The sequence below is a fragment of the Pseudoalteromonas sp. SG41-5 genome, from assembly GCF_014164495.1.
In the GTDB taxonomy this organism is placed as follows: domain Bacteria; phylum Pseudomonadota; class Gammaproteobacteria; order Enterobacterales; family Alteromonadaceae; genus Pseudoalteromonas; species Pseudoalteromonas rhizosphaerae.
In genome coordinates this window covers 12,379-28,312 of record NZ_JACJFH010000065.1, presented here as the reverse complement: position 1 = coordinate 28,312, position 15,934 = coordinate 12,379, and the positions used below count along the sequence as shown (strand labels likewise).

Annotated in this window: 10 protein-coding genes; all 10 read left to right on the top strand. The window is 41.6% G+C overall.

What is annotated here, in order from left to right; all coding sequences use genetic code 11:
* The first annotated feature begins 121 nt into the window (after positions 1-121).
* The 10 genes from H5232_RS15835 to H5232_RS15790 all read left to right on the top strand — a co-directional run bounded on the left by H5232_RS15835 (position 122) and on the right by H5232_RS15790 (position 15,915).
* On the top strand, positions 122-952 hold the full coding sequence (locus H5232_RS15835) for a type II secretion system protein J (RefSeq protein ID WP_182797533.1): 831 nt from the start codon (positions 122-124) through the stop codon (positions 950-952).
* Positions 942-1,436 carry a pilus assembly PilX N-terminal domain-containing protein gene (locus tag H5232_RS15830; RefSeq protein WP_182797534.1) on the top strand — a complete coding sequence of 165 codons (495 nt, stop codon included), beginning with the start codon at positions 942-944 and terminating at the stop codon, positions 1,434-1,436. The genes H5232_RS15835 and H5232_RS15830 overlap by 11 nt, the downstream gene beginning before the upstream one ends.
* The gene (locus H5232_RS15825; RefSeq protein WP_182760717.1) at positions 1,433-5,173 is read left to right on the top strand and encodes an H-type lectin domain-containing protein; all 3,741 of its coding nucleotides are present in this window, start codon (positions 1,433-1,435) and stop codon (positions 5,171-5,173) included. Before H5232_RS15830 ends, H5232_RS15825 begins: the two co-directional genes overlap by 4 nt.
* Before the next feature lie 335 nt (positions 5,174-5,508).
* A complete protein-coding gene (locus H5232_RS15820) occupies positions 5,509-7,530 on the top strand; it encodes a formylglycine-generating enzyme family protein (RefSeq protein ID WP_182831172.1) in 2,022 nt (673 codons plus the stop codon).
* Between the two features lie 139 nt (positions 7,531-7,669).
* Entirely contained in the window at positions 7,670-8,713 is a 1,044-nt protein-coding gene (locus tag H5232_RS15815; RefSeq protein WP_145238587.1) for a rod shape-determining protein, read from the top strand.
* Positions 8,713-9,555, top strand: coding sequence for a rod shape-determining protein MreC (gene mreC / locus H5232_RS15810; RefSeq protein ID WP_182717725.1), 843 nt, complete (start codon positions 8,713-8,715; stop codon positions 9,553-9,555). Before H5232_RS15815 ends, mreC begins: the two co-directional genes overlap by 1 nt.
* Positions 9,548-10,027, top strand: a complete 480-nt coding sequence (mreD, locus tag H5232_RS15805; RefSeq protein ID WP_145238590.1) for a rod shape-determining protein MreD — start codon at positions 9,548-9,550, stop codon at positions 10,025-10,027. Before mreC ends, mreD begins: the two co-directional genes overlap by 8 nt.
* Positions 10,027-10,596: a nucleoside triphosphate pyrophosphatase gene (locus H5232_RS15800; protein ID WP_145238593.1), complete on the top strand. Its 570-nt coding sequence runs from the start codon at positions 10,027-10,029 to the stop codon at positions 10,594-10,596. The genes mreD and H5232_RS15800 overlap by 1 nt, the downstream gene beginning before the upstream one ends.
* A 1-nt stretch (position 10,597) precedes the next feature.
* Positions 10,598-12,070, top strand: coding sequence for a ribonuclease G (gene rng, locus H5232_RS15795; RefSeq protein ID WP_149982651.1), 1,473 nt, complete (start codon positions 10,598-10,600; stop codon positions 12,068-12,070).
* Complete coding sequence (locus H5232_RS15790; RefSeq protein WP_182831171.1) at positions 12,070-15,915, top strand: YhdP family protein; 3,846 nt, start codon at positions 12,070-12,072, stop codon at positions 15,913-15,915. Before rng ends, H5232_RS15790 begins: the two co-directional genes overlap by 1 nt.
* Positions 15,916-15,934 lie beyond the last annotated feature (19 nt).

The following is a 15,934-nucleotide window of genomic DNA, read 5'->3' as shown; positions in this document are numbered from 1 at the left end:
ATGACAGTGACTTTAATAGCGCGACAGCAAACGATGGTGTACTTGCAAAGCGTGTCACGGTAATTATAAGTAGCCCTAATGGCGAAGAGTATGGTTTTAGCGCATACAAAGGTAACTATTGATGAGCAAATACCTAAAACAGTCTGCATTTACTTTAATAGAGCTTCTGCTTGTTATGGTTATTTTGGGGATATTGGCTGTTACTTCTTTTGCTTTTATTAACTCTGGGTTTAATATTTATAGTCAAGGGGTGGAGCGCCAAGAGGCTGTAGCACAAGCACGCTTTATGTTGACACGTTTAGCAAAAGAGCTACGCCATGCGATGCCAAACTCTTTACGTTTAAGCTGTGAAAATAACTGTGGTTTGAGCCAATGCCTTGAGTTTACGCCTTTTCAATCAGCTACCCATTACACTGGCTACTTACCTAACACTGCTCCCTTTATTGTTACGGCAGTAGATTTTGAATTAAATGACTTAACTCAACCAAGTCTTGGCGATTGGGCCAGTATTTATCCATTAGATCCAGCAGAAGTCTACGACGTAAGTAATAATAAACGTCTGCAATTAACTAATTTCGTATCATCTTCATACAGTGAGTTAGATCAATGGCAATTTGAGCAAGCATTTGCACAAGAGTCACCAGCAAAACGAATTTACTTACTGGCGACGCCTGTTAGTTTTTGTGTAGAAGGGACACAGCTTTATCGTTATCAAGATTATGGCTTCAATAGCTCCCAGCTGGATGCAGTTGAGCTACAGGCTACAACAGGCGTTAAACGTGATCTATTAGCGCTCCATATAGAAAATAACCTAGTAAATAATGCATTTTTTAGAATTGGGGATATTGCATTAACTCGTAATGCAGTGCTGAACATTCACGCGATTATGGCGTTTAATGATAATGAAGCTATGATGTTTAATCATGAGGTGCATATACCCAATGTACCTTAGCCTACGAATAAAAAGAACGGTTATAAATAAAGCTTATCAAGGTGGTAACCTACTGATTGTCACTTTGGTGATCATTGTTGTGATGCTAGTACTTGGCTTGGCTTTAGTCAGGATTTTATCGGCATCTTCGCAGCAAAATGTGATCGAGTATTATGGCTCTCGCGCTTATTTAGCTGCACAAAGTGGGTTAGAAAGCGGGCTAACTGAAATATTTCCACTTAATAGTCCAGCACTAAACTGTGCAGCAGTAACTACCTCCCCTGTTTTTCAAACTCAGTATTTAGAGAACTGCACAGTAACGATAACTTGTCAGCAATACTTGAATGTACCTGATAGCAGTAATAGCGCAGGCTCGGTGAATGTTTTTTATTTACAAAGCCGTGCCACATGCTCGCCAAGTAGTTGTGCTATCGGCGAAGCATGTCGTAAAGACTACTGGCAAACTCAGCGTACACTCTCTGTCGAAGCGAAGACTTTGCCATGATATATAAGTTATTCATCTTCATAATCATAATGATCTTTAGTGCTAACAGCATTGCTGTAGTTCCTAAAATTGAAGGGCGCTTTATTGAGTTGCAAGACACTTATGTCTCACCGATTTGGACCAAGATAAACTTTCAACAAGAGTACGAAACACCTCCCGCGGTGTTTATGCTATCAACTAATCAAGGGGGTAACCCTGCGATTGTACGAATTCGTAATGTAACAACAACCGGATTTGAAGCTCTACCTTTGGAACCTACCGGGGAAGACGGTGAGCATATTACTATGGGAGCACATTACTTAGCGGTCGAGTACGGTGTTCATGAATTTCCAGATGGCACAATAATGGAGGTTGGCAGTACAGATATCCAATTAGAGATTCAATATGGTCCTAAGTCTAACTACGTTTTGCCTAAAAGTTATCAGGCAATAAATTTTGCTCAACCTTTTGCTGTTAGGCCGAACTTTTTTCACTCTCTACAAACCATTAATAGTTTGGAAAGCAATCCACCTACAGATGCATTACGACCATTTTTAACGATTGCCGTAGAAACTAACTCGCTAACAACTTCGGGGGTTAATATTGCGCTAGAAGCCTCAGAGACACGAAGTGGCTTAATAAATAGTGAAAAAGTGGCTTATTTAGTTGTTGAGCCTGGCAACAATCGTACCTTTGTTGATGATAATCAGGTAGAAGTTTTATGGGAGAGCTTTTTTACTGGTTACAATGTCGATGGTTGGAGTGACGGTTGTAACTATTTTTATTTCTCAAATAATTTTGCTACTGCTCCATTGGTTGTTGCAAGTAAAAATAGCCGAGTGGGCGAAGATGGTGGTTGGCTACGAAGTTGCAATTTGACTCGTACGCGTTTGGGAATAGTTGTTGATGAAGACCGTGATGGAGACAATGAGCGTAGGCACCCAGACGAAGAAGCCTCTATCTTAGCTATGACCAGTACGTTTGTGTCAAATGGCGATGTTCTAAGTTGTGACACATTATTCCCCGGTGCGATTGCAACCTATAACAATGGCCAAATTCAGTTAGTCCAAGGAGTGACAGTCACCGATAACAACGCGAATATGCTTACGACCACAAACTATATTTCAACGGCATTAACTAATATCCCTCTTTGTAATGGTCAGCCTTGCGCTGCAAAAGGTGAAAATGCGTTAACTGCAGGACAAGCTTCACAAGTACCAACAGTGGCCAATGATGGCTCATCGGGTAGTGCAATTCCTACAACACTCGGTGGTGACTATTTTTTTGATGAGTTACAAATGACCATGATTGCGCCTGAGTATAGAGTAACCGCACCCACACGTATTTTTTTACAAAACTCTACTACGTTACTGTCGACGTCATTTTTAACTGTGGCGAATACTAAAATTACAATAGAAAATGGGGCGTATTTAGCGATTTATGTAGATGGTGCGGTGTCGATTGGTGCCGCAGTCGATTTTTCAGCTTTTTTAGTGGCAACAGGTGAAGTACGCATTGCACAAGAAGCTCATTATACTGGCATGATCACCTCAGGCACGGAGATAATTGCTGAAGAAAGTTCATCCTTTACTGGTACTGCAGTACCAAATAACATTCCTGGTTTTTGTGGTATTAATACGCCGGTTTTATTGGATCATTACCGATTATCAATGAGTGATAATAAAGGCCTTACCTGCGAAGCCAAAGAACTAACGCTAACTGCTTGTGCTAATGATGCATGCGATATAATTTATGATGAAGTATCCACTTTAGATTTATCACCAAATAATAGTACTCAACAAAGTTGGGTGACGGGTGAGGTGATAACTTTTACTGGCATTACAGATTTACAGTTCGCTAAGCGTACTACAGGGCAAGTGCAATTTGGTTATAATGTTGCAGACCCATCAGCGCCGCTACGTTGTTATATTGGTGGTACAAATGTGGGCTTAGGTGGTTGTAAGGTTACTTTTTCAGACGCGGGGTTTATTTTTAGCGATGAGACTAATAACACCACATCAATTTTAAACCAATTATCAGGTAAACCGTCAAACACCGGGTTCAATGCATCACAATTAGCAATCCAAGCTGTGAAAACGAATACCACAACCGGAGTGTGCGAAGCTGCTTTTCCTGCTGGTGGAGAGGTGGCTATAGATTTAGCCTATAGCTGCAGTGCAGGCTCTACGTGCATCGATAATCTTGCTCTAACAAATAACAGCACAACCCATAGCATTGGTCAAAGTTATCAAACAGTGCCTTTAAAGTTTGATAGTGATTCAAAAGCACCGATTGTGATTAATTATCCCGATGCTGGCAAACTGAGTTTGAATGCAAAATTAAACTTAGTGCTCGATCCCGTGACTAATTTATCGGTGAATTTAACGGGTAGCTCAAATGAATTTGTGGTTAAGCCCTTTGGTTTAGCAATGAACTTTGCTGATACCAGTGCGCAAGCTAATGATGCCAGCGGCAGTTTATTTAAACTAACCGGCGAGTCATTTTCGCTAAAAATGAATGCGGTGCAATGGCTTGATAACCAAGACACCAATAATGATGGCTACCCAGATAATTACAGTGCTATTTCAAGTAATCCAGTCGCTAAGCACTTTATTGGTGAGCAACCGGATGTGCAACCCAGCGTTTATTTGCCAACAGCGGGTGTGCTGGGTACGTTACAAGAAGAAAATTTAGTTGCGTTTGCAGATACCGGTAACTTAAGTGAATCAATATCAAGTTATAGCTACGACCAAGTTGGTATTATTGATTTAGTTGCGGGGCTCAAAGATGCCGACTATTTGGGGGCCGGTGATGTGCGCGGAGCGATTACTCGTGTTGGTCGTTTTGCGCCTTCGCAATATGCGGTACAAAATATTCAAGCCAATGCACAGTGCACCCGTTATGGCAGCAATAGCACTTATTTGAGTGAACCGTTTACGTTAGGGTTTACTGTTCAGGCGCTTAATCAAAATAACCAAGTAATGAAAAACTATATAGGCGGGTTTGTTAATTCAACGGTAAGCATTAATGCAGAGAACAGTGAAGTAGGAAATTATGTCTCGGGTAGTAGTTTAACTCCTAGATTGCAAAACTTAGAGGCTAGCCAGTGGGGCAGTACCGCAGCCCTAGCAGGACTTTTTACTATAAGTGATAGCGATACTATTTTAGCTCGACGCGGCTTTAATGATCCCGATGGCCCATTTGAAAGTGTAAATTTGATGGCAACTGTGACGGGAATTGAAGGGGCTGTATTAACAGCTGCCGACGATAATCCTAATTTAGCAACCGACTGCGCAGCAAACAGCAGCTGTAATAGTGTTGTGCTTAACGATACGCCTATTAGTTTTCGCTTTGGCCGCTTAGTGCTGGGTGATAATGCAGGGTCTGATTTAGATAATTTACTTGTGCCTATGCAGGCGCAGTATTTTAATGGCAGCGAGTTTGTACTTGATACTAATAATAATTGCACTGTCTTTGCACACCCACAAATAACACAAATCACTCCTAGCACGCCTGAGCTCAGTTATATTTATGGCAGTGGAAGAAGTGGTCAACTCGAACAAGGCATTTACCCAGCGAGTAATGGTATCTATGCTGAGCCTAAAGGCGCAGGTATTTTTACACTTGAGTACGATACAGAAAATTGGCTTGAGTGGGATTGGCAAGGAGACGCAAGTCAGTTAAATCCGCAAGGAATTTTACAATTTGGCCGTTTTAGAGGAAATGATCGTGTTATTTACTGGCGTGAAGTACGGTAATAACTGTATGTCAAACCAGCTTAAAATTCAGAGCTTAATGTTTCACAAAGTTGGTTCCTATAAAGCGCTTTATGGGCTGGTTAAAAGCTAATTTATATTAGGTTACTTTTACAGGGGGCTGATCTTAACAAGGGAACAGCCATCATTTGCAACTAATGCCTAGCTTAAATCACTTTTAATTCCAACTGAAGCTCGCATCTTGAGGCTAATTAGGTATAAACTCAGATAATTTTTGAACAAAGCTTGTGTTTTGCCTTGCAAGTACATAGCATAAGAGTTTAATTATAAAAAATAAATAATGACCAAATAATTGCCGCTTTTTGGGAATGGAATATATGCGAATTGCTCCTTTATCTCTGTTAATTTCAGCTAGCTTGTTTGCATCGAGTGCATTTGCACAAGATACAGCCACAGTTACTGGAATTGAATCTGAGATCAGTATTAAACAAGCTGAATACGATAACGCTACACAGATACTTGAAAAACATTTAAAAGAAGAAAGTCAGTTACAAAGTCAACTTGATTTATTACGCACTCGTTCGACTGAGCTGGACAAAGAAAAAAATCAAGCACTTGATGCCATGAATGAAATGTATCGTCGTTTAATTGATGATCCCACTATTGATATAAGTGCTGCACAGGCGCGATATCAGCAAGCTGTGGTTGATCATAAGCAAAATAAAGACGATATCGCGATGCAGTTGGCGGCAATTGCATCCCACCGCAAAGACATTGAACAAATTCGCGTAGCAAAACATACTCAGTTAAATACACTCGAAAGCTTAAAAGAACAATTAACAACAGCCCGAGTTGAGCGCTTACGCAATGAGTTTACCCGCGAAGGGACGCTAGAAGTTAATCACACTATCAACTGTAAACGAACAGAAACATTGGCAGCCTGTGAGCAACGAGGCCAGCAAATGGGCTTACAAAAAGCAACCAAGCGTTTTGTAGACCAAATTTTTGCTAACTTAACTGAAGAGCGCCTAGTTGAACCCAAACGTAATATGGCTGGTGCACAAGTACAGGTTTTAAGTAGCCATGTAGTTAATAGTGCTTTTAGCGGTCAAGGCAATTATAACGTTAACTTAAGCGTCACTATGCGCGGTGATGTGAATAGCAGCCGCTTATGTAATTTATTGAGTGTTGATAATCGCTATTGTTCAGAGTACGGCACGCCGCTAACGGCAACCTATCAAACTCGGTATGACACTACTTTTACTGATAGTCAGTTAACATTCAGTGATGGTCAGGATAATGCCAACGTTTCGGTGTCACGCTTGAGTGAACAACCAATACGTGATTATTCAGTCAAACCAATGCCAACGGTTAATACACAAGTCGTTGATAGTAATAAAATGATTGAATTTACACTGCGTTCAAACGTATACGATGACGAAGTGTTTATTGATGGCGTAAGTTTTGGTTCAACACGTTTAGCAACGACTTTACCAAGTGGTATTCATGATGTTGAAGTTCGCAAGCAGGGTTATAAACCTTATCGCGTGCGTGTTGATTTACGAAAGCCGCAGACGATTCATGCTAAGTTGGTAAAAAAGCCTGAGTCGATTGCTGCACCGACATACACCAGTGAGCAACGTAATACGACATCAGTAACCAGTACAGCTATAGGCAATGCCGCAGCTGCTGACGTGGTAGTCATTCCCGCAGGTAAGTTTGAAATGGGTGATATCAATGGTAATGGACTTGCAAATGAGCGTCCAGTTGTTGAAAAAACCATTGCAAACTCATTTGCGATGCAAAATAAAGAAGTGACAGTCGGTGCTTATCAAAAGTTCGTCAGCAACACTAATTATAAAACTGAAGCTGAGCGTAATCGTGGTTGCGCCTATTATTTAAATGGCGAACCAGTCTGGGAAGCAAATTTAAACTGGCGTAATCCAGGTTTTGAGCAAGGCAGTGATTTTCCTGCCGTGTGCTTAACCTACAACGATGCGAAAGCATACGCTGATTGGTTGTCTGGTCAAACAGGTCAACAATACCGGTTACCTAATGAGGTTGAGTGGGAGTATGCAGCACGCGCTGGTACTAAAACTGAATACCCGTGGGGTAATGAAATAGGTAAAAATTTAGCCAATTGTGGATGGTGTGGTAGTGAGTGGTCAAATAAAAGTGCATCGCCAACTGGCTCCTTTGCACCTAATGCGTTTGGTCTCTACGACACGGTAGGAAATGTATGGGAATGGACTCATAAGTCAGCTGAACAAGCGGATGTTACTGTCCGAGGTGGTGCGTGGAATTTTGCACCTAGTTTAGCTCGTGCTTCAACTCGTTTGATTTTAGCGCCAGACTTTCGTGCAAACTATATCGGTTTTCGTCTAGTACGCGAACGATAAAATTAATTTAAAAAGGAAGCGTTGCTTCCTTTTTTACCCAATTAACAAAGGTAGCTGCACTTTTTATTGCCGAACTGATTCAGCATGGTAAAGTTGCATAAGCTAATATAAGAACGTTTTTCAAAGGTCATCCAGCCTCATGTTTAAAAAGCTCCGTGGTATTTTTTCAAACGATCTATCGATCGACTTGGGTACAGCCAACACCCTCATTTATGTTAAAGACGAAGGCATTGTCCTTAATGAACCATCTGTAGTTGCGATCCGCCAAGAACGCGCTGGTGGTCCTAAAAGTGTTGCCTCAGTAGGGACTGAAGCAAAGCAAATGCTAGGTCGAACGCCTGGTAATATCAAAGCCATTCGACCAATGAAAGACGGTGTAATTGCTGATTTTTATGTAACTGAAAAGATGTTGCAACACTTTATCAAGCAAGTGCATAACAATAACTTTTTACGTCCAAGTCCGCGTGTGCTTATTTGCGTACCGTGCGGTGCTACGCAAGTAGAAAAACGCGCAATTCGTGAATCGGCTATGGGCGCAGGTGCGCGTGAAGTTTATTTAATTGAAGAGCCAATGGCTGCGGCAATCGGTGCCGGTTTACCGGTATCAGAAGCAACAGGTTCAATGGTTGTAGATATCGGTGGTGGAACCACTGAAGTTGCAATTATTTCACTAAACGGCGTGGTGTACTCATCATCTGTACGTATTGGTGGGGATAAGTTTGATGAAGCAATTATCAACTATGTACGTCGTAATTTTGGTAGTTTAATTGGTGAAGCAACGGCTGAAAACATTAAACATCAAATTGGTTCTGCGTTTAAAACAGATGAGCCAATTGAGATTGAAGTACGTGGCCGTAACCTTGCCGAAGGTGTTCCGCGTTCATTTACGCTTAATTCACATGAAATATTAGAAGCCTTGCAAGAGCCATTAATGGGGATTGTTAGTGCGGTAATGGTTGCCCTTGAGCAATCGCCACCAGAGCTGGCGTCAGATATATCAGCCAAAGGCATGGTATTAACAGGTGGTGGTGCATTACTTAAAGATTTAGACCGTTTATTAATGGAAGAGACCGGCATTCCTGTTGTGGTTGCTGATGATCCATTAACGTGCGTTGCGCGTGGCGGCGGTAAGGCACTTGAGATGATTGATATGCATGGTGGTGATGTATTTAGTTACGACTAATGAAGTTAATGTTCGGGCGTGCCATTTCTTTGCAGCTGCGACTTTTTGTCGCAGTGCTTTTGAGTATCGTGTTGATCGTAGGCGATCGTTATACGCAAGGTGGCACCACAGTACGCACTAGTTTAAACACCTTAGTTAGTCCGTTATTGTATTTAGCCAATTTACCTTATGAAGTATTTAGCCTCGGGGCTAAAAGCTTACACACGCGCGATCAATTATTAACTGAAAACGAAGCCCTCAAGAAAAAACAATTACTACAAAGTGAACAGCTTCAGCAATATCAATTCTTAAACAAAGAAAATCAAAAGCTACGCGCGTTACTTGGTTCTTCTGCTAAGCAGTCAAATCGTAAAATTATTGCTCAAGTTCTCTCTGTTCATTCAAATCCTTATAGCCATCAAGTGGTGATCAATCGTGGCACGATAGATGGCATCAGTGAAGGCCAAGCGGTGATTGATGAGATGGGGGTCGTCGGACAACTTACCAAAGTAGGCTCAACGACGTCTCGGGTGTTACTGATGACCGACACAACCCATGCCACACCAGTACGTATTTTACGTAATGATGTGCGTACCGTGGTTGAAGGGATTGGTAAAATTAATTTAGTTAAACTCTCCCATGTACCCCATAGTTTAGATGTACGGATTGGTGATGTGCTAGTGACATCAGGACTTGGAGGCACTTTTCCTGAGGGCTACCCGGTTGCGGTGGTAACTGAAATTAATCGCGATGAGGGCCGCCCGTTTGCTCAAGTATACGCCGAGCCGATAGCTCAGTTAGATCGTATTCGCTTATTAGTGATCTTATGGCGTAATCAGCAGGAAACTATCAGCAATGAATAGTCGTTACTTCTTATTGATCACCGTGAGTATTTTCTTTGCGTTGATCATGGCTTTGATGCCATTGCCTTTTTCGTTTGAACCCTTTCGCCCTGACTGGGTGTTATTAGTATTAATGTACTGGTCTTTAGCTGTTCCACATCGATTAAATATTGGTACGGCTTGGGTAGTTGGCTTGCTGATTGATTTAGCCACAGGGTCACCGCTGGGAATTAATTCACTCACTTACTCAATTTGTATTTTTGTAACCGCAAGTAACTTTCAAAAAATTCGTAATTTTTCAATTTGGCAGCAAGCGATACTTGTGGGCTTATTTTTAACCCTATATCACTTAATGCAATTTTGGCTTAATCACTTTTTAATGGACGTTTATTTCAACCCGCAGTATTTATGGCCGGTCGTGACTGGCATGTTAAGTTGGCCTTGGATTTTCTTATTGCTACGTAAATATCGCCGTCATTTCAGGATCAGGTAATGCAAACTGCCATTTATTTAGCGTCAGCTTCTCCTCGGCGCAAAGAATTACTAACTCAACTTGGTATCGAATTTTCACAATTTAGTGTTGATGCTGATGAAAGCCAGCTAGCAGACGAAACTCCCCTTGAACTTGTTGAGCGTTTAGCGCGTCTAAAAGCTCAAACCGGTGTTGCTATGGGGTATACAGATCGCCCCGTACTCGGCAGTGATACCGTAGTGGTCATAGATAATCAGTCACTAGGTAAACCCCGTGATAAAACTGACTTTATGGCAACCCTAAAACGTTTATCTGGGCGCAGTCATCAAGTGTTAACGGCAATTGCATTTGCTACTGAACACAAGGTCATGAGTTGTGTAGTAACCACGCAAGTGAGTTTTAAAACACTCTCAGAACAAGAATTAGCAGCATATTGGCAAACTGGTGAACCACAAGACAAAGCCGGTGGCTATGGTATACAAGGACTCGGTGGGCGCTTTGTTACTAATATTTCCGGTAGCTATTTTGCGGTAGTAGGCTTACCTTTATATGAATGCGAAAAATTATTAAGCGAATTCCTAAGTAGGTAACATGAGTATAGAATTACTGATCAACGTCACCCCGAGTGAAAGCCGTGTTGCCCTGATTGAAAACGGTGTATTACAAGAAATTCAACTAGAGCGTATTGGCAATTTAGGTATCGTCGGCAATATTTATTTAGGTAAAATAAGCCGAGTATTACCGGGTATGCAAGCTGCGTTTGTTGATATTGGTTTAGATAAAGCGGCTTTTTTACACGCGTCTGATATTGTAAATAGCGCCTCTATTGTTGAAGGTGTTGACGAGCAACCAATTAAAAAAGTACAAGATATTCGCGAGTTAGTGCGCCAAGGTCAATACATTATGGTGCAAGTGGTAAAAGATCCACTGGGTACTAAAGGCGCACGTTTAACAACTGACATCACCATCCCTTCTCGTTATTTAGTGTTTATGCCAGATGCCACTCATGTTGGTGTGAGTCAGCGTATAGAAACCGAAGAAGAACGCGCGCGATTGAAAAGCATTGTAGGTGAGTATGGCGATGAAGACGGCAGCTTTATAGTTCGTACTGCAGCTGAAGGTGCCAGCGAAGCTGAGTTGCGTCACGATGCCGAGTTTTTAAAAAAACTATGGAAAAAAATCGTCACTAAACGTAAAAAAACCAGCAAAGAAAGTATTTTGCATGAAGATTTAACCTTAGCATTTCGAACTCTACGAGATTACGTAGGGGAAGATATGGAGCGTATTCGGGTTGACTCAAAGCTAACCTATGAAGAGCTAAAAAGCTTTACCGCAGAGTTTGTACCAATTCTTTCCGATGCTTTAGAGTATTATCCAGGCGAGCGACCAATTTTTGATTTGTTTGATGTTGAAAGTGAAATACAAAAAGCCTTACATCGTAAAGTGACGTTAAAGTCAGGTGGCTATTTAATTATCGACCAAACCGAAGCGATGACCACGGTCGATGTTAATACCGGTGCCTTTGTTGGCCATCGAAATCTCGAAGAAACTATTTTTAACACCAACGTAGAAGCTACTTCTGCGATTGCCCGTCAGCTTAGGTTGCGTAACTTGGGCGGTATTATCATTATTGACTTTATTGACATGGTTAGCGAAGAGCATAAGCGCAGGGTATTGCATTCACTTGAGTCTGCACTGGGTAAAGATCGCGTTAAATCAAATATTAATGGTTTATCGGCATTAGGCTTAGTGGAAATGACCCGCAAACGTACTCGAGAAAGTCTTGAGCATATTTTATGTGATGTATGTCCGGCCTGCTCTGGGCGCGGTTCACAAAAAACCGTTGAAACCGTATGCTATGAAATACTGCGTGAAATTGTTCGAGTAAACCGTGCTTACGCGGCTGATAAATTTATGGTTTATGCAGCTCCCGCGGTAAGTGAGGCATTACTTAATGACGAGTATCATAATCTTGCAGAACTAGAGTTATTTATTGGTAAGCAAGTGAGCATTCAAACCGAAAGCCTCTACAGTCAAGAGCAGTTTGATGTGGTTATGATGTAATGAAAGCAAAGACGGTCTGTTTTTTTTGTATCCGTAAGTTATGGCAAGTGTTCGCCATAACGCTGGTACTGCTTGCCGTTGTTGTTTCGGTTTTAAAATATACCCTGCCGTATGCCAATGACTATAAAGGTGACCTTGAAAGTTATCTATATGATAAGTTTGCGGTTAATTTATCAATTGGGGCTATTTCTGCCAGCTGGCATGGCCAAGGCCCTTCTATTGTCTTGGAAGATATCACCTTTGAAGATAATAAAAGCTCACCCATCGCACTGACTATCGCTAAAGCTAGCCTTGAATTAAACGTCTGGGAAACCATCAAAACACGACAGTTAAAATCTAACTACTTTGTGATCAACGGTTTCCATGCTGATGTTGATATGCCGACTATGTTGCAGTCAAACAGCAGTGAGGTATCGTTTGAACAAAAAGAGCTGATTGAAGGCTTATTCTTAGGTAAAACCGGTCATTTTGCGGTTGAAAATAGTAGTCTTAATTTTATCTTGGCAGATGGCAAAGAGCGTCGGGTGATGCTTGAAGACATCGTTTGGCAAAATCAATACGAACAACACTTAGCTAGTGGTACTTTAGCATTGCCCGGGATTTCAGTGGGTACATTTGATGCTCGCTTGGCATTAACCGGATCGACGCTAGAAACCATGCTGGGTGATATTTATGTGCAAGCAAATAATGTTGATGTGTCGAAATGGCTGGCTCAGTATATTAATGCTAGTAAAGAGCAGCTCAATTCTGACATTAACTTAGAATCATGGTTGAGTATTGAAAAAGGCCTGATCAAAGATGTCACAGTTAAATGGTTGCCAAGCTTTATTAATTGGCAGCAAGATACAAAAAGTCATCAATTTAGTTTAAGTGAAGGGGGTTTTAGCCTTTACCCTTGGCAGCAAGGTTGGCGGTTAAAAAGTTCAGGGGTGCGGCTCTCAAACGATCAACAGCATTGGCCTGACTTTCAATTTGAAGCACAGCTGGATAACAAGCAACAACAAATTTGGTTGCAAGAACTCGATTTTGATTTGGTTACAAGGTTAGCCCAGTTAAGTGATTTTGCTGAATTAGAGCCGCTGTTAAGTCGTCAACCCAGTGGTCAAGTTAAGCGCGCTTATGTGCAATTTACATCAACACAGCAATGGCAATTATGGTTTGAAGCCCAGCAATTGGGCTGGCTTGCAGAGCAAGGTGTGCCCGGTGTGCAGGGCTTACTTGTCGATGGTTTGTTAAATCAAGATCGTGGTCGTATTAATCTGTTTGGCGAAAATAGCGAGTTACTTACCGCTGATACTTTTAGCCAGCCAATCAAATATAACCAACTGAATATGCAAATTGATTTAGCCAATAGTGAGCAAGGTTGGCAGATCAGCAGTGATAATATGTGGCTTGATAATGATGAGGTCACTGTTGCAGCCGAAATGAAGCTTAGCTTAGACGAACAGCCTCGGCTTGATTTATATGCAGAAGCATTTGCACCAGATGCCAGTGTTGCCAGCCATTATTTCCCACGCCCTGTGATGACTAAAAATTTAGTTGATTACTTAACTGGGGCTATTAAAGGTGGTGAACTTACGCAAACACAAGTGCTGTTTTCTGGGCCATTAACGGGCTTTCCGTTTGCTGATAATTCAGGACAGTTTGAAGTATTAGCGCAGGTAGATAACGCCAATTATCAATTTGCCCCTGATTGGCCTGCAGTAACTCAAGCGAGTGCAAAATTACATTTTGAAAATCAGCGTATGGATATTTACTCTGAGCATGGGCGGCTTGTTAACTTAGCGATCGATGATGCCGTGCATGTCAGTATTGCAGATCTAATGAACGCAGATTTACTGAGCGTAAAAATTAATAAACGTGCTGAGATGGAAACATTACTGCCGTTTTTTAAAGCAACGCCAATTGCTGAGCCACTAGCAAATGTATTTGAGGTGATCCAAGGTAACGGCGCTGCCAGCGCTGATATTGAGCTACTTGTTGATTTAAATGAGTTAGATGTAACAGCTAAAGGCATGATTAATTTAAAAGATCTGCCAGTGTATTTAGCACAACCTGGGCTTCAGCTTGAAGGTGTTACAGGTCAGCTCTATTTTAATGATGATCAGATCACTTTAGAAAATGCTAACGCAAGTTGGTTAGGAATGCCGCTGAAAGTTAACTTTAATGGTAAAAATATTGGCCCAAACTATCGTGCTGACGTTGATATAAAAGTACAGTTAAATGCTGATACGTTAATTTCTCATGGTCAAGACTTACTAAAAGGTTACTTGCATGGTGAAAGTGAAGTGGCTATTAATCTTGCTCTAAACTTTTTAACGGACGGCTTTGATTATCGCGCTAATGTCAGCTCACAACTCGAAGGGCTCAGTAGTGAGCTGCCCGCACCATACACTAAAAGTGCCGATCAAGTATGGCCGCTAACGGCTGTTATTCAAGGTGATAATATTTCTAATTTGATCACCGCTAATATTAATAACAACTTATATTTTAATGGCATCTTAGCGAATAACGTTGGCAAACTAACCAATGCACAGTTTATTTTAGGCGAGCATGATCTGGGTTTAAACCAGCAAGACTTAAGTGTTGCAATTGATTTAGAGCAAACAGATCTATTACCTTGGCTTGGCTTGATCCAGCAGATCATCACCATCAGTCAAATAGAATCAGCTGAGCAGAGCGTACTACCGCCATTAAAAGAAGTGGTGGGTAACATTCAGCAATTAACCATTGGTGATATTGCATTTAATGATTTTGAAATGCGTTTAGCGCCGACCCCAAGTGACATGAGCTTACGGCTAAACGCCAAAGAATTACGCTCGCAAGTACTTATTCCGCTAGATAAATCAAGTCGGCCGATTCATATTGCCAGTGATTATTTACGTGTTAACTTTACCCCAACAACAGACGAATTACAGCCATCTGAAACATCTCAAGATTACACTTGGTTGAGTGACATACCGGCCATTGAATTTGAGTGTGCTGATTGTAAAGTGGCAAGCTATCAATTAGATAAAGTCAGCGCATCGCTTTATGGCGATGGTCATAAGCTCACCATATCTGAGCTGGTGGTTGATAAAGGCGAGCATGTGTTACGTGCTAAAGGGCATTGGCAAGATGGCATAAGTCAATTTAGCGGTAATATGCAAAGTGATGACATTGGTGAACTATTTGATGAATTTGATATAACCACCACAGTTAAAGATTCACCCGCAGATATTAAATTTACGCTTGCGTGGCAAGATGCGCCTTATTTATTTGATATTGCCAGCCTCAACGGTAATTTAGATTGGCGTTTAGGCGAAGGGCATTTAGCTGAGGTAAGCGATGGCGGCGCAAGGGTATTTTCGTTGCTGAGCCTGGATTCATTAGTGCGTAAGTTAAAACTCGATTTTAGAGATGTATTTTCGAAAGGTTTTTTTTATAACAGTCTGCAAGGTACCATGCAGGTAGATAAAGGCATCGCTTACACGCAAGATACGAAAATGGATGGAGTACCTGCCGATCTGACGGTTAAAGGCCATACTAACCTCAATACCATGGAAATTGATTACGATTTAGCGGTTGCACCACAAGTGACCTCAAGTATTCCGGTGATTGTCGCGTGGATGGTCAATCCGGTAACTGGGCTTGCAGCATTGGCGATAGATAAAGTACTCCACTCTGCGCGCGTTATTTCTGAGATTAATTTTAAAGTGACTGGCAGCATGACTGATCCTGTAGTGAAAGAAGTAGATCGTAAAAGTCGTGAAGTGACTCTTCCGCAAGCTGCACAAAACCAACCTCAAGCCGCCGCCTCCAGTGAGTTAATACTCAAAGATGCCGCTGTTACAGTCACCCAATAAGGCCTTAAACGATGCAAGC

Bases quoted from the DNA above. Each gene is read 5' to 3' on its own strand.
- H5232_RS15835 (WP_182797533.1), top strand. From the start codon at position 122: ATGAGCAAATACCTAAAACAGTCTGCATTTACTTTAATAGAGCTTCTG.
- H5232_RS15830 (WP_182797534.1), top strand. From the start codon at position 942: ATGTACCTTAGCCTACGAATAAAAAGAACGGTTATAAATAAAGCTTAT.
- H5232_RS15825 (WP_182760717.1), top strand. From the start codon at position 1,433: ATGATATATAAGTTATTCATCTTCATAATCATAATGATCTTTAGTGCT.
- H5232_RS15820 (WP_182831172.1), top strand. From the start codon at position 5,509: ATGCGAATTGCTCCTTTATCTCTGTTAATTTCAGCTAGCTTGTTTGCA.
- H5232_RS15815 (WP_145238587.1), top strand. From the start codon at position 7,670: ATGTTTAAAAAGCTCCGTGGTATTTTTTCAAACGATCTATCGATCGAC.
- mreC (WP_182717725.1), top strand. From the start codon at position 8,713: ATGAAGTTAATGTTCGGGCGTGCCATTTCTTTGCAGCTGCGACTTTTT.
- mreD (WP_145238590.1), top strand. From the start codon at position 9,548: ATGAATAGTCGTTACTTCTTATTGATCACCGTGAGTATTTTCTTTGCG.
- H5232_RS15800 (WP_145238593.1), top strand. From the start codon at position 10,027: ATGCAAACTGCCATTTATTTAGCGTCAGCTTCTCCTCGGCGCAAAGAA.
- rng (WP_149982651.1), top strand. From the start codon at position 10,598: ATGAGTATAGAATTACTGATCAACGTCACCCCGAGTGAAAGCCGTGTT.
- H5232_RS15790 (WP_182831171.1), top strand. From the start codon at position 12,070: ATGAAAGCAAAGACGGTCTGTTTTTTTTGTATCCGTAAGTTATGGCAA.